27 protein-coding genes are annotated in these 25,454 nt (G+C 36.5%); 17 read left to right on the top strand and 10 right to left on the bottom strand.

The annotated features are described in order from the left end of the window. Window positions 1-4 precede the first annotated feature (4 nt). Together MHI40_RS02735 and MHI40_RS02740 are read left to right on the top strand one after the other, a co-directional pair. A complete protein-coding gene (locus MHI40_RS02735; protein ID WP_093535901.1) occupies window positions 5-463 on the top strand; it encodes a DIP1984 family protein in 459 nt (152 codons plus the stop codon). Between the two features lie 484 nt (window positions 464-947). Further along, window positions 948-1,496 (top strand): RNA polymerase sigma factor, encoded by a 549-nt coding sequence (locus MHI40_RS02740; RefSeq protein ID WP_093535899.1) that lies wholly within the window; start codon window positions 948-950, stop codon window positions 1,494-1,496. A 627-nt stretch (window positions 1,497-2,123) separates the two neighbouring features. On the opposite strand, the gene MHI40_RS02745 is transcribed toward MHI40_RS02740, so the two are convergent. The 3 genes from MHI40_RS02745 to MHI40_RS02755 are packed head-to-tail and all read right to left on the bottom strand — an operon-like array spanning window position 2,124 to window position 4,962. Next, window positions 2,124-3,689, bottom strand: a complete 1,566-nt coding sequence (locus MHI40_RS02745) for an ABC-F family ATP-binding cassette domain-containing protein (RefSeq protein ID WP_093535897.1) — start codon at window positions 3,687-3,689, stop codon at window positions 2,124-2,126. Between the two features lie 34 nt (window positions 3,690-3,723). Further along, a complete protein-coding gene (locus MHI40_RS02750; protein ID WP_175496208.1) occupies window positions 3,724-3,912 on the bottom strand; it encodes an SE1832 family protein in 189 nt (62 codons plus the stop codon). Window positions 3,913-3,957: 45 nt separating this feature from the next. Continuing rightward, window positions 3,958-4,962: a hypothetical protein gene (locus MHI40_RS02755; protein ID WP_340761418.1), complete on the bottom strand. Its 1,005-nt coding sequence runs from the start codon at window positions 4,960-4,962 to the stop codon at window positions 3,958-3,960. 79 nt (window positions 4,963-5,041) lie between these two features. Between MHI40_RS02755 and MHI40_RS02760 the strand changes: the two genes are divergently transcribed. The 4 genes from MHI40_RS02760 (at window position 5,042) to MHI40_RS02775 (ending at window position 8,457) form a co-directional block, all read left to right on the top strand. Further along, on the top strand, window positions 5,042-5,803 hold the full coding sequence (locus MHI40_RS02760; RefSeq protein ID WP_340761419.1) for an NAD-dependent epimerase/dehydratase family protein: 762 nt from the start codon (window positions 5,042-5,044) through the stop codon (window positions 5,801-5,803). A 140-nt stretch (window positions 5,804-5,943) separates the two neighbouring features. Then, window positions 5,944-6,507 carry an NADPH-dependent FMN reductase gene (locus MHI40_RS02765; protein WP_340761420.1) on the top strand — a complete coding sequence of 188 codons (564 nt, stop codon included), beginning with the start codon at window positions 5,944-5,946 and terminating at the stop codon, window positions 6,505-6,507. 134 nt (window positions 6,508-6,641) lie between these two features. Then, a complete protein-coding gene (locus tag MHI40_RS02770; RefSeq protein WP_340761421.1) occupies window positions 6,642-7,160 on the top strand; it encodes a sigma-70 family RNA polymerase sigma factor in 519 nt (172 codons plus the stop codon). Continuing rightward, entirely contained in the window at window positions 7,153-8,457 is a 1,305-nt protein-coding gene (locus MHI40_RS02775; RefSeq protein WP_340761422.1) for a DUF4179 domain-containing protein, read from the top strand. The genes MHI40_RS02770 and MHI40_RS02775 overlap by 8 nt, the downstream gene beginning before the upstream one ends. Before the next feature lie 71 nt (window positions 8,458-8,528). On the opposite strand, the gene MHI40_RS02780 is transcribed toward MHI40_RS02775, so the two are convergent. Together MHI40_RS02780 and MHI40_RS02785 are read right to left on the bottom strand one after the other, a co-directional pair. Continuing rightward, a complete protein-coding gene (locus tag MHI40_RS02780; protein ID WP_340761423.1) occupies window positions 8,529-10,517 on the bottom strand; it encodes a bifunctional diguanylate cyclase/phosphodiesterase in 1,989 nt (662 codons plus the stop codon). A 201-nt stretch (window positions 10,518-10,718) separates the two neighbouring features. Beyond that, window positions 10,719-12,908, bottom strand: coding sequence for a DNA topoisomerase III (locus MHI40_RS02785; protein ID WP_340761424.1), 2,190 nt, complete (start codon window positions 12,906-12,908; stop codon window positions 10,719-10,721). 326 nt (window positions 12,909-13,234) lie between these two features. Between MHI40_RS02785 and MHI40_RS02790 the strand changes: the two genes are divergently transcribed. The 6 genes from MHI40_RS02790 to MHI40_RS02815 all read left to right on the top strand — a co-directional run bounded on the left by MHI40_RS02790 (window position 13,235) and on the right by MHI40_RS02815 (window position 19,020). Continuing rightward, entirely contained in the window at window positions 13,235-13,906 is a 672-nt protein-coding gene (locus MHI40_RS02790; RefSeq protein ID WP_340761425.1) for a hypothetical protein, read from the top strand. 16 nt (window positions 13,907-13,922) lie between these two features. Continuing rightward, window positions 13,923-14,405 carry a Cys-tRNA(Pro) deacylase gene (gene ybaK / locus MHI40_RS02795; RefSeq protein ID WP_340761426.1) on the top strand — a complete coding sequence of 161 codons (483 nt, stop codon included), beginning with the start codon at window positions 13,923-13,925 and terminating at the stop codon, window positions 14,403-14,405. Window positions 14,406-14,490: 85 nt separating this feature from the next. Beyond that, window positions 14,491-15,138 carry a YczE/YyaS/YitT family protein gene (locus tag MHI40_RS02800; protein WP_340761427.1) on the top strand — a complete coding sequence of 216 codons (648 nt, stop codon included), beginning with the start codon at window positions 14,491-14,493 and terminating at the stop codon, window positions 15,136-15,138. A gap of 78 nt (window positions 15,139-15,216) precedes the next feature. Continuing rightward, on the top strand, window positions 15,217-16,278 hold the full coding sequence (locus MHI40_RS02805; protein ID WP_340761428.1) for a hypothetical protein: 1,062 nt from the start codon (window positions 15,217-15,219) through the stop codon (window positions 16,276-16,278). A gap of 143 nt (window positions 16,279-16,421) precedes the next feature. Further along, complete coding sequence (locus MHI40_RS02810; RefSeq protein ID WP_093535875.1) at window positions 16,422-17,612, top strand: glycine C-acetyltransferase; 1,191 nt, start codon at window positions 16,422-16,424, stop codon at window positions 17,610-17,612. A gap of 448 nt (window positions 17,613-18,060) precedes the next feature. Continuing rightward, window positions 18,061-19,020 (top strand): L-threonine 3-dehydrogenase, encoded by a 960-nt coding sequence (locus MHI40_RS02815; protein ID WP_093535873.1) that lies wholly within the window; start codon window positions 18,061-18,063, stop codon window positions 19,018-19,020. Between the two features lie 271 nt (window positions 19,021-19,291). On the opposite strand, the gene MHI40_RS02820 is transcribed toward MHI40_RS02815, so the two are convergent. The 5 genes from MHI40_RS02820 to MHI40_RS02840 all read right to left on the bottom strand — a co-directional run bounded on the left by MHI40_RS02820 (window position 19,292) and on the right by MHI40_RS02840 (window position 23,077). After that, on the bottom strand, window positions 19,292-20,632 hold the full coding sequence (locus tag MHI40_RS02820; protein ID WP_093535871.1) for a YjiH family protein: 1,341 nt from the start codon (window positions 20,630-20,632) through the stop codon (window positions 19,292-19,294). A gap of 107 nt (window positions 20,633-20,739) precedes the next feature. Beyond that, window positions 20,740-21,426, bottom strand: a complete 687-nt coding sequence (gene bshB2, locus MHI40_RS02825; protein ID WP_093535869.1) for a bacillithiol biosynthesis deacetylase BshB2 — start codon at window positions 21,424-21,426, stop codon at window positions 20,740-20,742. A gap of 13 nt (window positions 21,427-21,439) precedes the next feature. Then, window positions 21,440-21,790: a YojF family protein gene (locus MHI40_RS02830; protein ID WP_093535867.1), complete on the bottom strand. Its 351-nt coding sequence runs from the start codon at window positions 21,788-21,790 to the stop codon at window positions 21,440-21,442. Between the two features lie 126 nt (window positions 21,791-21,916). Further along, window positions 21,917-22,750 (bottom strand): bifunctional hydroxymethylpyrimidine kinase/phosphomethylpyrimidine kinase, encoded by an 834-nt coding sequence (gene thiD / locus MHI40_RS02835; RefSeq protein ID WP_093535865.1) that lies wholly within the window; start codon window positions 22,748-22,750, stop codon window positions 21,917-21,919. A gap of 69 nt (window positions 22,751-22,819) precedes the next feature. Next, window positions 22,820-23,077 (bottom strand): hypothetical protein, encoded by a 258-nt coding sequence (locus MHI40_RS02840; protein ID WP_093535863.1) that lies wholly within the window; start codon window positions 23,075-23,077, stop codon window positions 22,820-22,822. Window positions 23,078-23,180: 103 nt separating this feature from the next. On the opposite strand from MHI40_RS02840, the gene MHI40_RS02845 reads away from it, so the two are divergent. The 5 genes from MHI40_RS02845 to MHI40_RS02865 are packed head-to-tail and all read left to right on the top strand — an operon-like array spanning window position 23,181 to window position 25,454. Continuing rightward, entirely contained in the window at window positions 23,181-23,930 is a 750-nt protein-coding gene (locus MHI40_RS02845; protein ID WP_340761430.1) for a DUF4230 domain-containing protein, read from the top strand. Between the two features lie 5 nt (window positions 23,931-23,935). Next, the gene (locus tag MHI40_RS02850) at window positions 23,936-24,589 is read left to right on the top strand and encodes a uracil-DNA glycosylase (protein ID WP_340761431.1); all 654 of its coding nucleotides are present in this window, start codon (window positions 23,936-23,938) and stop codon (window positions 24,587-24,589) included. 37 nt (window positions 24,590-24,626) lie between these two features. Further along, window positions 24,627-24,806, top strand: a complete 180-nt coding sequence (locus tag MHI40_RS02855) for a uracil-DNA glycosylase (protein ID WP_340761432.1) — start codon at window positions 24,627-24,629, stop codon at window positions 24,804-24,806. Further along, complete coding sequence (locus tag MHI40_RS02860; protein WP_093535855.1) at window positions 24,803-25,054, top strand: YwdI family protein; 252 nt, start codon at window positions 24,803-24,805, stop codon at window positions 25,052-25,054. The genes MHI40_RS02855 and MHI40_RS02860 overlap by 4 nt, the downstream gene beginning before the upstream one ends. Window positions 25,055-25,073: 19 nt before the next feature. Further along, window positions 25,074-25,454, top strand: coding sequence for a DUF423 domain-containing protein (locus MHI40_RS02865; RefSeq protein ID WP_093535853.1), 381 nt, complete (start codon window positions 25,074-25,076; stop codon window positions 25,452-25,454).

Here is a 25,454-nt window from a genome sequence, read left to right on the forward strand (position 1 = left end):
AAGCATGAAATTAGGAGAAGCTCTAATAGTCCGATCAGATTACCAAAAGCGGATTGAACAGTTGAGAAATAGATTACTTCAAAATGCTAAAATACAAGAAGGGGAAACCCCGAACGAGGATCCTTATGAATTAACAAAAGAACTGAATCAAATATTTAGTAACTTAAAACAGCTTATAAAAAATATAAATCGGACCAATTTACTGACTACTTTTGGTGAGCAACAATCTCTTGCCGATGCCTTAACGGAACGAGACTTACTTGGTCAAGAAAGGAAGATATACAGTGCTTTACTGGATGTTGCTGCCATGCAACACGAAAGATACTCTAGAACCGAGATTAAATCTATCACAACAATTAATGTAAAAGATACGCAGAAATATGTGGATGAACTATCCCGAAAACATCGAATGTTGGATACTAAAATACAAGAAATTAATTGGCTTACTAATGTAATCGAATAGTCGAAAGTTGGTAGCGAAATGTTAAGGCGAGTACAAACCTTCCGACAGGTCAAGTCGGACTTACCGGCAGAGGTTTCGGGGTAACCTCGAGGTTCAACTCCTCATAATACAAGTTACACCCAGTACTGTCACACAAGTACAAGTTATCTGGAACAATTAACTACCGCGTACTGATTTTCATTTCGTGAGGGTGGATAAGGGGAACTTTTATAAGTTATGACTTTCATATGGCTCTTTGACTGTAGTTGAACTAGAGGAACTCTAGTTTTTCTACAGTCTTTTTCTGAGTTAACTAGTATTGGTTGAAGACGATTATGTAAAAAAGAGTGGAACAAAATTAGAGTAGGGCCATGGATAGTTATTATCCTCCTAAATTTTGGCTTACACCTTTGTAATTCTTCTGAAAGAGAATACGATGGAGGGTAAGGTTAAAGTTTGGCATTATAGAGTTAACAAGAAAGAAAAGCCGAGCGGAGGAAATAACATGCAGGTTCAATTAGAAGAAATTTACGAGCAATATAACCGTTACATATATTATTTATCATTGAAATTAACAAAAAATCAAACAGAAGCAGAAGACTTAATGCAAGAAGTTTGGGTAAAAGTCGTAAGATACGAATCTTATATGAAAGAAGTAGATCATGTCAAAGCATGGTTAACTACCATTTGTATGAATACATTTCGTGATCGCTATCGCAAACAAGTAAGACGTAGTAAATACGTAGCCAATCAGCCAGAACAATTGGATATTTCATTGCTGGACTTAATAGCAGCGGATGTTCTATCCGTTGAAGAGCAATTAGAAAAAGAAGATGTTGGTGAAATGATTCGATCTAAAGTAAGCGAATTGGATAGCATCTATCAAAAAACAGTTATGTATTTCTATGTACATCAATTTTCATTAATCGAAATTGCTGAAGTAATGAAAGTGTCCATTGGCACAGTAAAATCTAGACTATTCCGTGCTAAACAGCGTTTAAAAGAACTAATCATGAATGATGAATTTGCAAAAGATTCATTAGTACTTGCATAGAAAGTAAGAGCCTTCCACTTTAGAAGGCTCAGACTGTAGACAAACTTAATTTTAGATGTATAGAGTTGAATATTAAACTTAGCAATGCCCACCACTTCGCTTTCCGTGGGCTTGGCTTCAGCCTCCTCGTCACTACGTTCCTGCGGGGTCTTCAGCTCAAGCTATTCCCACAGGAGTCTTCGTGGTGGACCTTGCCTTATAAACAGTTCCAATAGAGTATTCAATATCTTACTTTTAATAGGATGAATAAAACCCTTATGAATATTTATTACTATTCATATCCATTTATAAAAATACCTTTGTCGTCAAACTGAGCCTTCCATTTTGGAAGGCTTTTTTAAACAATGTGCATAGGCTAAACATATTTTTTAGAGTGAATAATACTACTGATTTTCGTTTCAACGCCTTTCATGTTTCGAAGCTAGAGTAGCGATGCGGAATCAGGTGGAAGCCAGTATACTTTCTCTAGTTATCCTTATCCAAAATTGCACTTACCTGTTTCTAAGGGTTGAAGAAGGCGTAGGAGAGACAAACGCCACAAAAATACTGAAAAAAGGATGCTGTTGGTTGTGATGTCACAACCAACAGCATCCTAAAAAATGTACTCGGTAATAATATAGCAAAACGCTACTCTTTAATAACTTCTTTACCAGTAGAGAACCATTCTTCCACGTTCCATACTTTTGTAACAAGCCCCTCATAAAATTCAGGTTCATGGCTTACTAGCACAATTGTCCCTTTGAATTCTTTCATAGCTCGTTTTAACTCTTCTTTCGCATGAATATCCAGATGGTTGGTCGGCTCATCAAAGATTAACCAGTTTGTTTCTTCCATCATTAATTTACATAGACGAACTTTAGCTTGCTCGCCACCGCTTAAACTTGAAAGGGGACGAGAGATATGATCGCTTTTTAGTCCAGTACGAGCTAAAGCACCACGTACCTGTGCTTGTCCCATGCTTGGGTATGTTTCCCAAATAGCTTCAATCGGTGTGATATCTCCAGCTTTTACTTCCTGTTCGAAATAACAAGGGGTTAAAAAGTCGCCACGTGTTACTTTTCCGTTTAAAGGAGGTATTTTTCCGAGAATTGTTTTAAGCAAAGTCGATTTACCGACTCCGTTCATTCCGACTAAGGCAATTTTTTCACCACGCTCAATGGAAAAAGTCAATGGAGGTAGTAAAGCCTTGTCGTAACCGATTTCCAAATGCTCTGCTTCTACAACATAGCGACTAGGGCTACGAGATTCCTTGAAACTAAACTCTGGTTTGGCTGCCGTTTCCGGGCGGTCGATTCGTTCTATTCGATCCAGTTGTTTCTGACGAGATTTTGCTCGTCCAGTCGTAGAGTATCGTGCTTTGTTTTTGGCGATAAAATCTTCTTGTTTTTTAATGAAATCCTGCTGCTTTTCATAAGCATCAATATGCTGTCTTTTGTTTAGTTCAGCAAGCTCTAGGAATTTCTCATAAGATGCGGTGTATCTTGTCAGTTTCGAAAATTCTAGCTGGAAGATAACGCCTACGATACCATTCATAAATTCAGTATCATGGGATATCAATAAAAATGCGTGTGGATAGTTTTTTAAATAATTGGAAAGCCAGTTTACATGCTCTTCATCTAAATAGTTGGTCGGCTCATCCAATAGCAAAACTTTAGGTTTTTCTAATAATAGCTTTGCAAGTAAAACCTTTGTACGCTGACCACCAGAAAGTGCTTCGACTGGTCGATCTAAACCAACAGCATCTAACCCAAGACCTCTAGCAACCTCTTCTATCTTCATATCTAACGAATAAAAGTCACCGGCATCTAAAGCATCTTGAATGTCCGCCATTTGCTCTAATAACACTTCAAGCTCCTCGGGAGTAGCTTCTGCCATTTTTCCAATAATTTCGTTTAACTCTGCTTCTTTTTTATAAAGCGGTAAATAAGCATCGCGTAGTGTATCAAACATTGTACGTCCTGGTTGTAGACGAGTATGCTGATCTAAGTAACCGTAATGGGTACCTGGCAGCCATTCTACACGTCCTTCGTCATGAATGATTTCACCTGTTAATATATTCATTAATGTTGACTTTCCAACACCATTGGCACCTACAAGTCCAACATGCTCACCCTCGACTAAGCGAAATGAAACATCCTTAAATAGGGTACGATCTCCGAATGTATGTCCTAAATTTTCTACTAATAAGCTCATGTATCTATTTCCTCCAAAAAGAAAGCTCAGCGGATTATAATAATTCCGCGAGCTGTTTGTTTAGTTCTGCAAGTTTTTCTTCCATTGTTGCTAGTCTACGTTCAGCATTTTCAACTTGAGTAGGATGGCCATTTGACTCTAACTTTTCCATATCACCTTGCAAGTTAATATAGTCCAATTTTAGCTCAGCAATTTCTGATTGTAGCTGTGATTTTGTCATCATCGATCACCTTCAGTATTTTGCATTCATTGTAGCATAAAAAAGGACCTAGCGTACGATTTCTTGTTCCTCTTTCGAACTTGCAATGGTTTGTTCAATCAGTTTGACTAATTCTACTAAGTTATTACTAAAATCAAAACGTTTCTGCTTTTGTATAAAGGCGTTTCTTCTATTATCATGAAGGATAATTTCCATCACCGCATTTTGAAGGTAAGATTGTTTTATCTTTCTACCAAGTCCTAGGTTTGCGAAGCCATGTCCTTCCTGAGGGAATGCGTAGTTAACTTCATCTTCGTGTGCACAAAGAACGATGCAAGGAATTTGAAATTGGGCTACTAGGAATGGCATATATGTTCCGGAAGTTATTACTATATCACCGTTTGGAAGGAATGTTTCAGGTTCTGACGTAGAGACAATTTTTATCGATTTGCGTGTAAGTGCAAATCGTTTCAGTTCGAGTATATCATGCTTGTAATGTTCGTCCACTAATACGCTAATCTGAAGTGGAATATGAAGTTGTACAAGATGTCTTAAAGTTCGGTAAGTTAAATTTTCGGGATCTTCATGCGGAAAACTTACGATAATATGCGGGGGATCCTGTATCGTGTTATTATTTTTATAGACCGCTTTTTTGGTTGGAATATAGCCAAGCGGACCAAATACATATTGCTCTTTCGTTAAGTCCTTCGGATTTTCATACAATGATTGAATGACAAGATCAGCCAATGTCCCACCATCTCCATGGTCGTCCAAATGAATAAGCGTACTATTGAACATTTTTAAACGACGGATAAGATCCTTTTCCGAATTTCCACCATCATGCATAATACAAGTAGGATCAAAAACTTTCATTTCCTCGATTAGGTGTGAATTATTTCTATACAAAAGAGGTTGGGTTTGCTGTTTTTTTAAATATTGAATGAGGCTTGTATTAGAGTTATGCACAAAAATTTCGAAGTTAGTTGGTTTTAATGAAGAAAGTAATGCTACTGCACGATCAACAGGATAAAGTCCACGATGTGGCAGTGTATTTAATATATAAGCTAGTTTCATATTACATCTTCCTTTCCAATAGTTATCTTTTAAGTGTATGGAAATGGACAGGTGCTTATGACAAAAGGGGGGAAGTAAAATGGCTAAAAGAGTGGCTATAGTAGTAGGTGCTACTGGTTTTACTGGAAAATTCTTAGTAAAACAACTATGTGAAAGTGAAGAATATGCTGCAGTATCAGTAATAGTAAGAAGAGATTTTGCTTATAAGCATGCCAAACTTGATGTTCAGGTTAAGGATTTTGATAAATTAGAAGAAAACGATTTAGATATTGCAGACGATCTATTTTGCTGTCTAGGTACCACGATGAAAAAAGCTAAGTCAAAAGAAAATTTTGAACGAGTAGATTTAGAATATCCATTAAGAATTGCTTCCTTAGCCAAAAAACGTGGGATTCCAAATTTTCACGTTATCTCGGCAATCGGCTCCAGTAAAAAGTCACCTTTTTTCTATAGTCAAGTGAAGGGCAGATTGGAGGAGGGGTTATTAGCAATAGACCTACCGCATCTGTTCATTTATAGACCTTCGTTGCTTACTGGAAATCGAGGAGAATTTCGTTTAGGGGAGCGCCTATCAGAAGGTGTTTTCAAACTTTTAAATCCTATTTTAATAGGGCCGCCGTTTAAAAGACTTCGCTCTATTCAAGGGGAACAGCTGGCTTTTGCTATGTACCATTATGCATTACATAATACAAAGAATAGTGTAAACGTCTATCAACCACTGGACATTTTAAATGCCAAGCCATTTGAGACAGTGGAAGTAGAGCCCATTTCACGGGAAGAGTTGTTTAATTGGGATAATCGAGAGGATATTTTTGTAGATAAAGATACTTCGAAAGATTAAGATTTCTGAAAAAATTAAAATGTTCAAAAGCGTCATAACCTCTCCGTCAAAAGGATGAACTTTGATAAATTGGTTCTCATTTTACAATTTTAGCGTCTTTTTTTGATACAATAAAGGACGAATAAGGAGGTTTTTGTAAGATGAAAATTCTACTCGTAGACGGAACGGTAATTGGTACGAAAACTGGTGTCATCTTAGAACAAGTGAAGGACTATATAGAAGAAGTCAATTCAGAGTACACTTTAGAAATTATTCACCTTTCAAATTATGAACATCAGTTTGTAGATGGACGTCCCTTTGAAAACTACAATGATGACATGAAACTATTGGTGAGTAAATTTGACCAAGCAGATGGTTTCATTATCGCATCACCTATTTTCCAAGGTTCTATACCAGGAGTACTGAAAAATACCTTTGATTTTCTTCACCCCAAATCCATGCGTTATAAACCAGTATCAATCGTTGCCAATGGTGGAACATACCAACATCATCTTGTCATAGAAAATCAGCTCAAACCGATTTTAGATTATTTTAGATGCCTAGTAACACCTAATTATGTTTACACACATAAAAGTCACTTTGATGAAAACAATGTCATTATCGATAATGATGTACATGATCGTTTAAGAGAGCTTGCTCGTGTATTTGTTCAATACGCAGAAATGAGCAAAAACCTTTCTAAGGAACCGATGGATGTCCACTAAAAATGTAAGATGTCTCTGTAAATAGAGATGTCTTTTTTTATGGCCATTATTTATCCTTCAACAAAAATTATATTCAAATGAACTTTATTGGCTTTGTGATGTCTAATATATATAACAGACAAGGGGGTGACGCAGTGGAGACAATTGAAATAGCTAAGAAAGCCATTAAAGGGGATGAGGAGGCTTTCTTACAGATAATGCAATTATATAAAGATACATTATATCGAACAGCTTATGCATTTTTAAAGAATGAACATGATGCACTGGAAGCTATGCAGGAAGTAACCTTTCGAGCATATCAAAAAATACATACATTGAAAGAACCCACCTTTATGAAAACATGGTTAGTAAGAATTATGATGAACTATTGCCAGGATCAGTTGAAGAAAAAGAAAAGGGATAGTCCGAGTGAAATCCTACAGACGATAGGATATAAGGAAGATACTACCTACCTAGAAATGAACGAAGCAATTGCTTCCCTATCAACTGCTGACCAACAGTTAATATTCCTGAAATATTTTCAAAATACTAAAATTAAAGAAATTGCAAAACTAGAAAGAATCCCAGAGGGAACTGTTAAGTCGAGGCTTCATAAAGCACTTAAGTCACTTAGAAATTTCCTATCAGAGAAGGGAGATGCTGGCCATGTATGAAAAAGAAGAAGACATGTTAGACATAACAAAAAAGAAGCTAGAGCAAGTGGTTGTACCTGAGCAACTCTTAAATACTGCAATTCAACTGGGAATAATACAAGCGAAAGCTAAAAGAAGAAAACGCAATAAAACACTATGGGCTTTTTCTGTTGCAGCAATTCTGATACTAACCTTAGTGACATCCATTCGTGTATCACCATCATTTGCTAGTGCAATTTCAACAATACCGGGAATGGAGAGTTTCGTGCATCTCCTTCATTTGGACAAAGGAATGAAAGCAATCGTCGAGAATGATTATTATGAGGTCATCGGTATTGCTCAAGTTAAAGATAATATAACTTTTACAGTAGATGGAATTATTATTGATGAAACAGGAGCGGAAGTTTTTTATACATTAGAAGCTCCGCACTCACTAGAGAATATAGATTATGAGAATATCAAGTTTTTAAATAATAGTCAGGAGCTATTAGCAGCGATCAGTTATGATCCACCAGACCAAGAAACTGGAAATAGAAAAGAAGGTACATTTAGTTTTGTTTTTAGTGATATAAAAAAATTATCAAGTATGAATTTTGAACTTCAATTGGAAGCAGAACAAGCTAATAAGACAACGGTTTTTAAGGTGCCATTTACACTAAAAAAAGAAATTAAGTCAGGGAAAATATATACATTAAATAAAACTGTTGAGATGGATGGTCAACGAATTGAAGTTAAGAAGATAAAGGTATACCCATTAAGAGTAGCCCTTGTTTTAGAATTTGATGAAGAAAATGATATGAAAATATTGCAGTTTGAGGATATGCGATTAGAGGATGAAAACGGAGAAGTATGGAGTTCCATTCAAAATGGTATAACTAACTTCGGTGAAAATGAAAATAAAGAAAATATGTATTTTTTAGAAAGTAACTATTTTAAGGAGCCAAAAGAGCTGTATTTAAAATTTGAAACGGTGCAAGCACTCCTTAAAGAGGAAAGCTATTTACTCGTAGACTTTGCAAAAAAGGAAATCATTGAACAGCCATCCGATAGAAAAATGGAAATATTAAATGTTGGTAGTAATACAATTGAACTGAAATATAGACCTATAAGAGATAATCATATGTATTCTCTATTTTCTCAAGGGGAAAATGCTAAAGGTGAGATAATTGATATACCACGCGAAAGCAATTGGGGAGACCAAGATGAACAATTTACCGAAGTAACTATAGATGCAAAAGGCATTATTAACCCAGTTAAAATAGAGTTCGTTGCATATCCCAATTACTTAAATGGGTCTGTTTCGCTCCAAGTAAAATAGGTGGTTGGATATAGAGATTAGATAGGTAATAATAACAGGTGAAGAAAATATGCTTTTTCTTCACCTGTTTATTAGTTATTTATTAAGTAAGTTTGTTCAAATTCGTCGAGAGAAACAGGCTTAGAGAAATAGTAACCTTGAAAATATGTAAGACCTAGGCTATTCAAGTAATCGACCTGCTCTTTTGTTTCTACACCCTCTGCAAGAACATCGCATTTTAATCCTTTGGCAAGATTCATAAATGTATGCAATATGAGCTCCGCATTAGTTTCTTTACCGATTTTATCCACAAAATACTTATCTATTTTCAATTTATCGATTGGAAAATCGACAAGATCTGCTAACTTAGAATACCCCGTTCCAAAATCGTCTAAGGATAAGCGGATTCCATATTTTCGACAAAAGGCAATATTACTTAATATATTTTGGTCGGTGTCTAAATTAGCATTCTCAGTAATTTCGATATCTACCATCTGTGGTGGAATATTATAAAACTGAATAAAGTGAATTAAATCATTAAAAAATTTCCTGTTTCCAAGTAGCTTCGGAGTAATATTAATAGCTACTGGCTTATTAAAACCATAGTCCCGGATCCATTTAGAAACTTTGGAAAACACCTCGCAGATCAAATACTTTGTGAGTTCCTCTATTCTTCCACTATTATCAGCAATTCCAATAAACTCTGGAGGAGTAATATACCCGTACTTCGGATGAATCCAACGAGTGAGCACCTCTACGCCGATTACTTCATTATTTGTAGAATCGAATTGAGGTTGCACAACAAAGTGAATCGCAGTATCTTTTAGATTCCCATGTAACTCATTTTCAATATGGACCTTACGTTCTATCTCCTCAATCATCGAGTATTCAAAGAAACTGAAGTTATTAATACTTCGTTTTTTGGATGTATACATAGCAACATTAGCGTAACGAAATAGTAAATCGGTATTAGACGCATCCTGAGGATATCTAGAAATTCCAATGCTTAGACTTAACGGAATAGAAGGTACTGATTTGGATTCAGAAATTTCTTGGAAGTCTTGAACCAATTTATTTGCAATAATACTTAACTTTTCTTTATCTACTTCATCTGTGAAAATAACAAACTCATCGCCACCCACTCGGGAGACTACCTTGTCTACTTTGATGGTTTGGTTAAAAAAATTAGCCATTTCCACAAGAATTGCATCCCCGCGTGTATGCCCATACATATCATTTATCAATTTAAAGCCATCTAAATCTATATAAAAAAATGAAAAAGGCTCACCGTTTTTTATTTTACGCTGTAGCAGGTCATAGGTCATTCTACGATTAGGTAAATGTGTTAAAAAGTCAAAATAAGCTAAATTCCTTAAATCTTTTTCAATATTTTTTCTTTCGGCTATATGATGGAAAAAAACAGACAAACCACCTTCTTCTATTGGATAAGCTTTAACCTCGAACCATGTAGGTATTGATGGGATGAAAATTTCTTGTTGTCGAGTTTCCTGTTCTAACATTACTTGTTGAAGAAAAGGGAAAAATTCTGTCTCTAACAAAGAAGGGCTTTCGGAACTTTTATAGTTAAAGCTTGGAAGTACTTGGCTGAGTAAGGTTTTTCCATACTCATTTATGTATGTAATATTCCAACTTTTATCGACTGAAAAGAAAGCATCTGTCATACTTTCTAAAATATTCTTCATCTCTGAGACTACTTCTTGCTTATATGCTGAGTAAATAATAATTGCACCTACTCGATTGGAAGAGAGGGTCAATTTGTACGTACGAAATAAATAGTAATACTGCTTTTGTTCTATAGAAATTGTAAACTTCTTTTGAAATTCATCTGTATCTCCACGCAGTATTTGTTGAATAGAATCCAATTGCTCGTAATTCTGTGTTGACTCCAATAAGTCTGTGAAGTTTGAGTTCTTAACAATTAGAGGAACAAATTCATTCAATGTTTCAATCTTTTTCCACGCACTATTCATGTTTATTATGTTTCCAGTATCGTCCAGTACAATGATTAAATCTTCTGAGGCATTTAATATTGTATTTTTTAAGGGGACAGCTATATCCAACTATTTCACCTCATAAGTTCAGTGTTATTATGTCAATAATACCACCTATCGGATAAAAAAGGGTGAGAAAATAGTAATGTAAATGTAAAAAAATGATGTAATTATGATTATATTGGAGTAATAGTTGAAAAGTATGTGGAAATAATAGATAGAAAAAACTATACATCAGATCCTAGTTAGGAAATGATGTATAGTTTTATATTATTTTAAATTTAATTTTTTTAATGCTTCTGCTAGTGCTGTATTTACAGGTTCTTCTTCTTGGTTTTGTTTCTTTAAATACTTTTGTACATCGCGTTTATCCACTTTACCACCTAAATTTTTTTTCCGGCGTTCGAAAGCAGATAATTTTTCTCGGAATCCACATTTACATGTGAAGATCTGACCATCACCCTCACCGCGCAATTCCAGTTTTTTCTTACATTGTGGACAACGGGCATTAGTAACTCTTGCGACGTTTTTGCGATGGCCGCATTCACGATCTTGACATACAAGCATTTTCCCTTTTTTTCCGTTCACTTCAAGCATAGGTTTGCCACAATCAGGACAGCTTTTTGTGGATATATTATCATGCTTGAATTTTTTATCACTATTTTTGATATTGCTAACAATTGTTTTTGTATAAGTTTTCATTTCATTAATAAATACGTTTTTACTCAATTTCCCTTTTGCAATTGCATCCAGTTTTTGTTCCCATTCAGCTGTAAGAGCAGGGGTTTTTAGATCTTCTGGAACTAATTCAAGTAATTGTTTCCCTTTAGAAGTTAAGTAAATATCCTTTCCTTTTTTCTCCATAAGGAATGAATTGAACAGTTTTTCAATAATATCTGCCCTTGTAGCAACTGTTCCTAATCCACCTGTTTTATCCAGTGTTTTAGCTAGTTCCTTATCCTGGGTACCCATATACTTTGCCGGATTTTCCATAGCTGTAAGTAAAGAACCTTCATTGAATCTTGCCGGTGCTTTCGTTTGTCCTGATGTTTCAGTAACTAATTTCACGGAAAGTTTATCGCCTTTGTTTATGCTAGGAAGTAGTTGTTCTTTCATGTCTTCCGTATTTTCTTCCTCATCAAAACGATTTTCATATACTTCCTTCCAACCTGACGAAAGAATCGTTTTTCCTTTTGCTACAAATAATTCATCGCCAATAGACGCTTTGACCGTAATTTGCTCATATTCAAAAGGAGGATAAAGTACTGCTATAAAACGTTTAATCACTAAATCATAAATTTTGCGTTCTTTATCTGTAAAGTTAGACTGTATTACTGTTTCTTCTGTTGGAATAATAGCGTGGTGATCTGAAACCTTACTATCATCCACAAATGCTTTGGTTGCTTTAATAGGCTTTTGTAATACTTTGTTAGCAAATGGTCTATATTGCCCAATGCCAGATGACTTTAGACGTTCTGGTAATGTCTCAACAATATCAGTAGAAATATATCTTGAATCCGTACGAGGATACGTTAACACTTTATGTCGCTCATACAAGGTTTGCATAATACCAAGTGTTTCTTTCGCAGAATATCCAAATATTTTGTTGGCATCCCGTTGGAGCTCAGTTAAGTCATATAGTTGAGGCGCAAAGCTTTTCTTATGTTTTTTATCGACCTCTACGATGGTTCCTTGTTTGTTGTCCACTTTAGAAACTATTTGTTCTACTTTTTCTTTAGAGAAAGTACGAGAGTCATTTGTTTGTTTGTCGACCCAAGTAAGCTTTAACTTTTGATCTGTATGTGCTTCCACACCGTAATATGTTTTCGGTTTAAAGTTTCTAATTTCGTTTTCTCTTTGAGCAATAATCGCGACAGTTGGAGTCTGGACACGTCCACATGAAAGTTGTGCATTGAATTTACTTGTAAGTGCGCGAGTTGCATTTAACCCGATATACCAATCTGCCTCAGACCTTGCAACAGCTGCGTGATATAAATTTTCATAAGCTTTACCTGGTTTTAAGTTTTGAAAACCATCTTTAATAGCTTTATCCGTTACAGATGAAATCCAAAGTCGTTGAACAGGTTTTTTAACCTTAGCTTTTTCAATAATCCATCTCGCTACTAATTCACCTTCACGACCAGCATCGGTTGCAATGATAATATCACTGACATCCGTACGCACTAACTGACTTTTGACCGCATTATATTGTTTGCTTGTTTGTTTGATAACGACTAGCTTCAAATCATTTGGGAGCATTGGTAAATCATCCAAGTTCCACGTTTTATATTTAACATCATAAGTTTCAGGATCTGCTAATGTTACTAAATGTCCCAATGCCCAAGTAACGATATATTTGTCACCTTCTAAATAACCGTTTCCTTTTTTATGACACTTGAGGACATTTGCAATGTCTCTTGCTACAGAGGGCTTCTCTGCTATTACTACACTTTTCTTCATTTTATAACTTCCCTTCGAACTACCATTAAAAATTAATATATCATATAATAAGGGCTTTTGCAGTGGCGGACGCCCTTAGTCAACCTGGTAGTTAGCGACTTATATTCAATGTTCAGATTGCGTAAAAAACAGTTTTGGCTCTTTTATGAATTTTATAAGACATTTTAAAAATTATGGATAAGTATAAAAGACCTATAAAATTAAAAATTTTATAAAAAACTATTTGAGTCTTTATGCATGTGAAATTCATGACAATAGTAAGTTTGAATATTTTGTGAAAGTGGTAAAATGTTAAGAAGGAGAACTATATGGAAAGAGGTGGAAGAATGATGTTGGTGAGGGCGACAGGAAACGGTACTTTGAACTTAATAGCAGAAGCAGAACAACGTAAACAAGCCTTTCAGCGTAAAGATGTAGGACAAGCCTATCGTAAAAATGCTGAATATTATCAGCCTAAAAAGAATCCTACATTAGCAGACTTAGAGGATTTGTTACTTGGGAAGAAGGAAAAAGAAAGTGATTCCCCCGAAATAAGTGCGGCAGTTAAAGAGTTTCAGCAACTAGAAAAAAGCAAAAGTATGCTAGAAATAAAAGGACCAGCAGTTCCAGTGCAAATAGTAGGCGGTCCTACCCCTGAAAAGACGATAGAGCTATTAGAGAAAGTTAGAAGTTCTGCACTTGCTCCTGATCACCTGAGTTCCGAAGACTTACGACTAGCGGCCAATGCTACTGCAAAAATACAAACCGTTCAAACACAAATTACATTAAACGAAGAAGCAACTAGACAAATCGAGGTTGAAGCAAAAAGACAAAGAGAAGATGAGGCTGCGGTATCTAATCGCTCTGTTCAATATGATCTCCAATCCCCTGGGGTGCAACGGGAGGATTTACAGAAAAAAAGATATATAGAACAAGCAATTGCAAAATACTCATTTCAAGTGCAAATGAAAAAATATGGCTTTACTGACCAACAGCCAAGTTTCTTCCGCATAGCATAAGAAGGGGCTTCCAAATATGAGCAAAAAACAAAAGACGAATGCGGTGCGTAAACTTGAACAGCAGAACATTGCGTTCGATATAATAGAATATGAGCTAACTGGCGATCAAGTAGACGGGGTAACTGTAGCAGATAAAATAGGCTATCCCGTTTTTGTTGTCTATAAAACACTGCTTGTTACCGCTGGAGCAAATAAGCATTTTGTTTGTATTATTCCAGTACATAAAGAATTAGATTTAAAAGCAGTAGCAAAAGTGGTAGGCGAGAAGAAAGTTGAGTTGTTGCCGTTAAAGGAATTGCAACCAACTACTGGTTATATTAGAGGGGGATGCTCCCCAATTGGGATGAAGAAATTATTCCCAACATGGATAGATGCAAGTGCAGAGAGTCTTGATTTTATCCTCGTAAGTGGTGGGAGAATAGGTCTTCAACTAAAACTAAGTCTACAGGATTTACTTCAGCTAACGAATGGGCGAATTGCAACAATTATTAAAATGTAATCATTTGATAAAAACACCGTTATAATTGACCTACTATATACTGGAGACTTCTAGGCGGTTTTCAGAAACAGGAAGTAGGATTCGAATGAAGCAATTAGTTTGGCGTTGGATTTTTTTTGTTACGGGAGTCACTACTATGGCGTTGGGAATTTCGATGACCATTAAAGGACAGCAATTTGGAATTGGACCATGGGATGTATTTCATGTTGGTTTATATAATCATCTTGGTTTAACTATCGGGACTTGGGCAATTTTGACGGGTATCACGATTGTATTGGTTACGATGATTGGAACGAAGAAATTTCCGCAGCTTGGTACATGGCTAAATATTCTTTTTATAGGATCGTTTATTGATGTGTTTAACTGGCTTTTACCTGATATCACAAGCTATATAGGGCAAATAATTATATTTGTTATTGGGGTTGTTATAACTGCAGTCGGTGTAGGGGTTTATGTTTCTCCAAATGTTGGAGCAGGTCCACGTGATTCTCTTATGCTGTTACTCATGGCTAAAACAGGTTGGAGTATTAAAAAAGTAAGAACCGGAATTGAAATAATTGTGGCACTTGCTGGCTGGGCACTTGGTGGACCGGTTGGACTAGGTACTATTATTATCGCGTTATTGCTTGGACAGATAGTCCATTATTCATTGCCTTTGTCTCAAAAACTACTATATACCATTTCCGGTTATACATTGCCGTATGTGAAAAAGAGTGTGGAAAATCAAACTTGATTTTCCACACTCTTTTTCATATTTTACTAGGACAGTGCATATAGTATTTCTTGAAGGAATGATAGGGAGGATGACGCTATGAACGGGGTAATTACTCATTATATGGGAAGGTCATATACGGGACAAGGTGTGAAAAACTTTTACAAGGAAATTATTCAAGAGGCGAACAAAGTATATTTCTTTAAGGGGCCGACCACCTATCGATTGACCGAGATATTCAAGGAAATAGGCTATAATGCAGTGCGTAGAGGTAAAAATATGGAGTGGTTTTATGACCCAATGCATGAGGATTTGCTGGAAGGCTTGTATATCAATGAAACAAAAACACTTTACTTACAAGCTGACACTGTAGACCCTATCTATTACGGGGCAGGACACGAATGGGTACCCTATTATGAAGCATATAATGACCGCAAACTTCATGATATTGGACCAATAGTAAAAGAAAAGCAGATTACTAATGATGTATGGCTATCAAAAGGGCTTCATGCATTATCTCGAGCAAAAAAAATTCATGACGAATGGGAACTGCTTATACAAGGAGCCATAAATTGGGAAGGCATAAACACTTTGCTTGAAGAACGTACTAAGAAAAGTATCGGTAATATACAACTTCAAAAGAATCCAAAGGTTACACATCGGTTAATGGGTTCTCTTACTCCACTTGGTGCAAAGGATACTTTGGAGTCTATTTCTAAAAACTTGAAAAATAGATTGTATATAAAAGGATTACCGGGTAGTGGAAAGTCTTCTTTTATGAAGAACTTTGGGGAAGAGGCAAAGCTACATGGATTAGATGTAAGGTATATTTGGTGTGGCTTGGATGCAAATAGTGTAGACGGGATAGTGATTCCAGAACTCCAATTATGTGTGGTCGATGCGACGAGTCCTCATGTTTATGAGCCAGAACGTAATGGAGATGAAATTATAGACTTCTTTCCACATATCAATCAAACCATGTTAAATGAAGATAAAATAGTAGAGGTAAGAAATGACTATGCAAGTGAGATGGAACTTGCTCAAGATTATTTATGCACATATTCGGGAGAATCGAAAATGATTAAGATGCTTTACGACTCAGCAATTGAAGAGGAAAAGTGGAGAGAATTACAGGAGAAAATGCTTGAAACGATAAGATGAAAGCATGGAATTAATCGGAGAATAGCAATAACAAGGCCCTACGGACAAAAGTCTGTAGCGCTTTAAAATAGCAGCTTTATTTTCCTCAAACCTTTTCACATGGTAAGATAGAGTAGAATATGACCCGTGAAAGGATGAGTAACATGTCTCACATATTAAATAATTTTTTAACTGAAAACTTAAATGAATTGAAGAACCAAGGTTTATATAATGAAATCGACCCAGTAGAAGGTCCTAATGGCGCGAAAATAAGTGTGAAGGGCTCTGAGCTCATTAATCTCTCATCGAATAACTATTTAGGACTTGCAACAAATCCAGAGCTAAAACAAATTGCAAAAGATGCGGTGGACAAGTATGGAGTTGGAGCTGGAGCTGTCCGTACGATTAATGGAACACTAGATCTACATGTGAAGTTAGAACAAAAGCTAGCGGAATTCAAAGGAACGGAAGCGGCTATATCTTACCAATCAGGTTTCAACTGTAACATGGCAGCTATTTCTGCAGTGATGGACAAAAACGATGCCATTTTGTCAGACCAACTAAATCATGCGTCTATTATTGATGGATGCCGACTGTCTCGTGCGAAAATCATAGCATTTAACCACTCCGATATGGATGATTTACGTGCTAAAGCAAAAGCTGCAACAGAATCAGGTCAATATAACAAGGTGATGGTTATTACAGATGGCGTTTTCTCGATGGATGGAGATATTGCGAAGCTTCCAGAAATCGTGGAGATTGCGAAGGAGTTTGATCTAATAACTTATGTAGATGATGCACATGGTTCAGGTGTAACTGGTAAAGGGAAGGGAACTGTGAAGCATTTCGGTTTAGAAAAAGAAATCGATTTCCAAATTGGTACTCTTTCTAAAGCAATCGGTGTTGTAGGTGGATACGTTGCAGGTAAAAAGGATTTAATCGACTGGTTAAAGGTTCGTTCACGTCCATTTTTATTCTCCACAGCATTACCACCAGGTGATGTTGCAGCAATTACTGCAGCAGTTCAAATGATTATTGATTCCACTGAATTACACGACAAACTTTGGGATAATGGTGACTACTTAAAAGCAGGTTTATCGAAACTTGGATTTAACATCGGAGCATCCGAAACACCGATTACACCATGTATTATTGGCGATGAAAAATTAACGCAAGTCTTCTCCAAACGACTATTCGAGGAAGGCGTTTATGCCAAATCTATTGTCTTCCCAACCGTACCAAAAGGGACAGGACGCGTTCGTAATATGCCTACCGCAGCCCATACGAAAGAAATGCTAGATGAAGCTATCGCTGTTTATGAGAAAGTTGGTAAAGAGCTTGGTGTAATTAAATAGTTTAAAACAGCTACCAAGTTTAAAACTTGGTAGCCTTTTTTATGGAAACAAAGTTAAGTTTAATTTTTCATATTTGTTTCTATACATTTAAATGAATAAAAAAATTATAATTTTGGACATCCTTTGACTAAACAAAATGCTATCCTCAGCTACTAATCGAAAAGTGCTCAAATCATCTTTTTCTTACTATAATTACATCTATTGCATAAGGCATAACTGCAAATAGACAAGCACCGTTAATGCAACTCCTAAAACAAATATAGAGATGTATGGAAGTAGTCTCATATGATCCTCCTGTACTTCACTATAAGAAACTCTTTTAAAGTTGTATTGTGTTTATTGAGGGAACATTGTATAATTAATTTCACGAAAGACTAGTAATATCAATGGTTTTGGTGTCAATTTTGTACTCCTCAAAAATACAAATGTTTTTGGAAGGAAGAATAATATGAAAAAAATTATGGTTACCGGAGCTCTAGGGCAAATCGGTTCAGAGTTAATAACCAAATTGCGAAAAGAGTATGGTTCAGACAATATATTAGCAACGGATATTAGAAATGTTGTTTCACCTGTATCAGAAAGTGGTCCTTTTGAAATTTTAGATGTGACCGATGGGGAAAAAATGCATCAACTTGCGAAGGATTTTAAAGCAGATACGATGATCCATATGGCAGCTCTTTTATCAGCAACTGCAGAGGCTAAACCATTACTTGCATGGAATTTAAATATGGGTGGGTTAGTAAATGCACTAGAAGCTTCTAGAGAACTAGGTTTGCAGTTCTTTACTCCAAGTTCTATTGGAGCATTTGGGCCTTCTACGCCTAAAAAGAATACTCCTCAGGATACATTACAGCGTCCAACAACGATGTATGGAGTGAACAAAGTCTCAGGTGAATTATTATGTGATTACTACTTTAATAAATTTGGGTTAGACACACGTGGATTGCGTTTCCCAGGGCTGATTTCCAATGAAACTTTACCTGGTGGTGGAACGACTGATTATGCAGTGGATATTTATTATAAAGCGATTAAAGAGGCTTCGTATACATCATATATTGCAGCTGGAACATATATGGATATGATGTATATGCCAGATGCTTTGCAGGCAATTGTGGACTTAATGGAGGCAGATGCTTCAAAATTGATCCATCGCAATGCGTTCAATGTAACGGCAATGAGCTTTGAACCAGAGCAAATCGCAGCATCTATCCGTAAGGAAATACCGACTTTCACTATGGACTTTGAAGTGGATCCGATTCGTCAAGCAATAGCAAATAGCTGGCCAGATTCTATAGATGCAGCTGCTGCAAAGGAAGAATGGGGCTTTTCATATAAATATGATCTAGATGCAATGACAAAAGATATGTTAACTAAACTAGCAGCAAAACAAACAGCGGACCTTCTATAAGGTCCGCTGTTTTTCTGTTGTATCATTAATTGATTTTGGTGCTATAAAAATTGGATAACATTTTTTCTCTAGTTATCTAAAAAAGACGATGGACAATCAAAACCCATAAGATTACCGAGAAAAAAGAGGCTATTTGTGACATTAGTCACGAACAGCCTCTTTGAAAATCAAATGGTAATCATATAGCATAAAATCTGTCCAAAGTACTTTAACAATAGAAACAGGTTTTATCTACAAAGACCGGGTGTTTTTTATACCTGGTCTTTCTTATTTAAAACAATATATGTGCGACTACTGCAATGATTGGGAATGAAATAAGCGTACGTAATAAGAAAATAACGACTAAGTCTTTAATATTAACCGGAATTTTCGAACCTAATAACAAGCCACCAACTTCAGACATATAAATCAGCTGCGTTACAGACATTGTAGCGATAAAGAAGCGAGTCATTTCTGATTCAATAGATGCTCCAAGAATAGACGGAAGGAACATATCCGCAAAACCAACAACCATTGTTTGTGCTGCTGCCGCTGCTTCTGGAATACCAAATAACATTAATAGGGGCTCAAAAGGTTTACCTAAAATAGTAAATACCGAAGTATACTCTGCAAGCATTAATGCAATTGTACCGAATGCAAGTACTACAGGTGCAACTCCAATATACATATCAATCACATTTTTTATACCATCCGTAAAAAACTTGCCAATTGAACGGTTTTTACTAGCCGTGTTCAATGCATTTTCTAAACCATGCGTAACGGCATTATAATTTTCAGGGTATTTCTCTGCTTCTAAATCAAGAGGACGTCCGTCAATATGTGTATCCTCTTTTCCAGCAAGTGGGTAAATTCTTGGCATGATAAACGCAAGTACAACACCACAAAGTAGAACGGTTAAATAATACGGTATAAAGTAATTGCCTAAACCAACTTGATCTAATACAACGATACAAAATGTTATAGAAACAACGGAGAAAGTAGAACCAATAATAGCTGCTTCTTTCTTCGTGTAATAACCTTCTTCATACTGTCTACTAGTAAGCAAAACTCCGATTGTCCCATCTCCAACCCATGAAGTAAGTGCGTCAACGGCAGAGCGACCGGGTAACTTAAATAGAGGACGCATGATTTTCACCATCATCGTACCAAAGAACTCCAATAGTCCGAAGTTTAGTAGTAGAGGTAACAACAATCCTGCGAACAAGAAAATGGTAAATAGGAAGGACACCAGTCCAGTAGGACTTAATAACATTCCACCTGTATTTTCACTCCAAATTGCCTCAGGACCAATCTGCCAGATGATTAAAATAGAAAAGACTGCACCGACAATACGTGTAACTGTCCAAAAAGGAGTTACTTTGAATAAGTTATTGATAAAAGTCTCTTCTTTTGGTCTGAACAGAAAAATAATCGAGCCAATCGCAGCGATTAAAAGTGTTACTAATGCAACCCATTGGACGACTGGTTCAAGTAAGGTAGAAAGAATACTAGCAAACCATGCAATAGGTATTTGAATTCCTTCGTCAATAGGTAGAGGGATCATAAAAAGAATAACACCTGCTATAGATGGTAGCAGGAATAATAGCCAAGTGGATAAAGAAAACTTTTTCATGCAAAAGACCAACTTTCTATATATATGAATATTTATACATCAACTAATACTGTTTATACATAATAATTCAATTGCATGAAGAAGTCTATAGCTTAAAGAAAGTTCCTTTATTCGAAATCTTTGGAGAAGTCATATGTGTAAAAACGTTCGAAGTTTAGCCAATTTTCTGCTTCAGTTTCTCCATCAGCTAGACGTTTATCCATTTCTTCTAACATCCATGCAGTCTGTGAAATATGCGCACGCATAGATCCCATTTTTTGTTCTGCAGCTTCTTTAATGTTATGAACAATATCTGGCTCTCCTAAGACTTCCTTAGAATCATTTGAAAACGCTAAAGCATATATTGTTGGGCGTTGTTCCTCAGGCATACGTCTCACTGCGCGAATCATTGCACGTCCAGTCGCATCATGATCAGGATGAACTGCATAATTTGGATAAAACGTAATTACTAGGGAAGGGTTCGTATCAGAGATTAGGTTTTGCATCATCTCTACCATTTTTTCATCGTCCTCAAATTCTACCGTTTTATCACGTAAACCCATCATACGAAGGTCTGTCACTCCCATTGCTTTAGCAGATGCAAGTAGTTCATCTTTGCGAACTTGCGGCAATGTCTCACGAGTGGCGAAAGGAGGGTTTCCTAAGTTTCTTCCCATTTCCCCTAGTGTTAAGCAAGCGTATGTAACCGGAATTCCTTGCTTAATATAAGTTGCTATTGTACCTGATACCCCAAATGCTTCATCGTCAGGGTGAGGGAATACAACTAATACATGTCGTTCCATTGGTAATGTCATTTATGTGTCCTCCTTAGTAAGTAAATGGTGTTTTGCTAATTTGTAATGCAACGGCCAATTTCCCAGTTTGGTCATGTCCAGCCATCAATAATCTTCCGTGCTCATCTAACTCGAAATGGGTAATCCCTTGTGCATATACCCAACCATGCGGGAGTTTTAACCCTATACGATGTGGAGATTCTCCTGCTATTTTCCCAAGTTCGTAACGTATGATAACGTTACGAATGAATGCACCCGCATTAAACACACTCTCATTAAAATGTGCCGCATAGGCTCCATTTGTTGTTTCTAAATGTATATATACATCTTCGTTTGCAAAATTATTCAAAAGCTCCTGCAAGCGTTCTACTTGAACAAGTTCCATTCATATTGCCTCCTAGTATACTGTCTGCTATTAGTATAATGAAAAAAACTTAATGATGCGAATGATTGAATTAGACACAAAAAAACTCGTAAGTCATCGATGACTCTACGAGTTTTTAAATACTTATTAAACAGTTGTAGTAGTTACTTCTGGAGCGCCGAATTTACCTTTAGCACCGTGAAGAACTGGTCCAACGTATTGATTTAATTTCCAACCGTGTGCGATAGCGGCTGAAACGAATTCTTTCGCTTCAAAAACTGAATCGGCAACAGAAAAGCCATTAGCTAAATTTGCCGTTATTGCTGCAGCAAACGTACATCCAGCACCATGATTAAACGTAGTTTCTGTTTTTTCTGTTTCTAAAAGTGTATGTGTTTGTCCATCGTAAAATAAGTCTACAGCTTTTTCGTGCTTTAACTGCTTACCACCTTTGATGACTACATTTTTCGCACCAAGAGCATGAATTTTTTCTGCGGCTGCTTTCATATCCTCAATTGTGTGCAATGCACCAAGGCCGGAAAGTTGTCCAGCTTCAAACAGGTTAGGGGTAACGACTAATGCGCGTGGAAGTAAAAACTCGATCATTGCATCCACGGTCCCCGGATTTAGGACTTCATCCTCGCCTTTACATACCATAACAGGGTCAATTACTACACTTTTAACTCCAGCTTCTTCTATAATATTACCGGCTGTCTCTATAATTTCTTCCGTACTTAACATACCAGTTTTGATAGCATCCACATTTGTAGATAATGCCGTTTTTGCTTGGCGTTTAATCTCTTCTACTGGCAATGAGAATACACCGTGGCTCCAACCGTTATCAGGATCCATAGTAGCAATAACTGTTAAAATATTCATGCCATATGTACCGTGTTCTTGGAAAGTCTTTAAATCTGCTTGAATTCCAGCTCCACCAGAAGTATCGGAACCAGCTATTGTAAGTGTTTTTTTGATAGACATTGGACTTATCTCCTTTTTCTATGCTGCGTATAATTATTTTATTGTAGCAGATTTTTTCGGATATTTACATTAAGGAATCTTAGGAGCTGTCCAGAACTTATATAAAACAAATAAACAAACAACAACAAGTATACCTGTTACAAGGGAGCCAACTATAATTTCGTTTACCCATAGTGAAACAGATAAGAAAATAAGGAATGCAATAAGTAAAACAAATACAAAAATAAAGCACCCCAATCCAATGTTTTTAGCTCCTTCTGGAACCATATTGGTACTAGCTGCTTTTTCAATCTGTTTTAATTTTTCTCGATAGTGAAAATCTGCCATTTGAAAAAACTCCTTTTTTTTATCGTACCATGGTAGATTAGTTGTTAATAGCGAAACTTTTAGCTAATGTAAACGTAATAGATTTAGAGGAAAGAGGGATGATATGCGAAAAGAGGACAAGATTCGTGAAATGGAAAAGCTCTTGGAAGAATTAAAAGCTCAAGATGAGTTGGCAGCTACTATTGCAGAAAGCCCTTCACGTAAAGGATTTAATGCTTGGAAGATGCCACGAACTTTATACAGGTTTGGTACAAAGTCCTTCCTACTTATTGGACTACTCATTCTCTTATTAATAGCAGCCCTTCCATTTGCAGCTTTTTGGGCTATTAAAGGAAGTACGTTCACTGAAAGTAAAGGCTCATTTGTGGAACAAGTACAAGCGTTAAATGAGTTGTCAACTGCCCAGGCTTATACGAAAGTAATTATTGAAAGACAAGATAATGCAGTATTTGGAAAAGAGATTGGCATTGATTTACCTGGCACTAAGCGACAACTTCTAGTGGTTATACCTGGTTCTGTCAAAGCAGGTGTCGATTTTTCGCAGGTGGTCGAGTCAGATATAGATTTAGATGAAGAAAATAGGACGGCTAAGTTAATATTGCCAAAGCCTGAATTTCTAGGTGGGCCAGAGATTTTATTTGAACAGGTAGAAGTATTTTCATATGAAGGACTATTCCGTGAGAAAGCAGATATTAAAGAGGGATATGAACTTGCAGAGACTGCAAAAGAAATGATGATTGAAGAAACAACTGGACAAGGTATTTTAGAGCTAGCAGAAGAAAATGCGGCTAAGTCAGTGAAAGAAATGTTCCAGTTAGTGAATTATGATGTAGAAGTGGAGTTTAAGGAGTGACAAGTATGCCTAGTTGGAAAGATGTGTTAAGAGAGGAACAGGAGAAGCCTTATTTTAAAAAGTTACAATTATTTTTAGATGAGGAATATGCATCTCAAACAATTTTTCCCAAACGTACCGAAATCGACAGTGCGTTTAAGATGACCACCTATGATAATGTCAGGGTAGTAATTTTGGGACAAGACCCTTATCACGGAGAAGGGCAAGCCCATGGGATGAGCTTCTCTGTGAAGCCAGGTGTTCGTATACCTCCAAGCTTACGGAATATGTTGAAGGAATTAGAAGATGATTTAGGTTGTCCTCTTCCAACGAGTGGATATTTAGAAAAGTGGGCGAAACAAGGGGTCCTTTTACTAAATACAGTTTTAACTGTACGAGCAGGAGAAGCTAACTCTCATAAAGGAATGGGTTGGGAAACTTTTACGGATACAGTAATCCAAAAGCTCTCCAACCGAGACAAACCTATTATATTTGTTTTATGGGGTAAGCCAGCGCAGTCTAAAATAACACTAATTGACACAGAAAAACATACGATTCTTCAAGCACCCCATCCAAGCCCATTAAGTGCACATCGAGGATTTTTAGGAAGTAAGCCATATTCTAAAATCAATGCGAGTTTAGCTGCATGGGGGGAGGAACCAATCGATTTTTGCCTATAATTATGCTACGATAGGCAATGGAAAGTAGGGGAGGACATTGGCTGTAAATTGTTTCAAATGTCGACATTTCTTTACGACATGGGATGCGAGAAATCCTCGTGGTTGTAAAGCTTACGGATTTAAAACAAAGGAACTTCCCTCCGTAGTAGTACTGCGTTCCTCAGGAATGGAATGCATGAAATTTGAACCAAAGCAAGTGGAGGGACTAAGACAATGATTTCTAATGAGCAACTATTAATGCAAATAGATAAACATCTAAAATATGCAAAAACTAGTGGCAATGAGCAATCTTTCAGAGAATCATTAGTTGCGATTAAAGCATTGTGTGATGTTGGTTTAGAAGTGCAAATTCCATTACAAGTTCCAACTACTAGAAGTGTGCAAACGACTTCAACAATTTTACCTACACAACCAGTTGCTATAAAAGAAGAAGATGCAAATGGTGATTCCCTATTCGATTTTTAAGAGAAAGAAGGAGAGTTTCGTGAAGTTTTTTATTATAGCAGGTGCTATTAACGGTTTTCTATCCGTAGCACTTGGAGCCTTTGGAGCGCATCTTTTGGAAGGTAAAGTGGCTGACAAATACTTGGCAACATGGGAAACAGCGGTACAATACCAGATGTTCCATGCATTAGCTTTAGTTGCTATTGGTATATTGATGAGTAGCAAGGTACTCGGTCCAATTTCTACCTTGAATACTGCAGGATACTTTATACTTGCAGGAATTATTATCTTCTCAGGTAGTTTATATGTATTGAGCTTAACAGGTATTAGCATTTTAGGAGCAGTAACACCAATCGGTGGAGTAGCATTTTTAGTTGGATGGATTATGCTTATAGTAGCCGCGGTAAAATACGCAAACTAA

This window comes from Psychrobacillus sp. FSL H8-0510 (genome assembly GCF_038008345.1).
In the GTDB taxonomy this organism is placed as follows: domain Bacteria; phylum Bacillota; class Bacilli; order Bacillales_A; family Planococcaceae; genus Psychrobacillus; species Psychrobacillus psychrotolerans.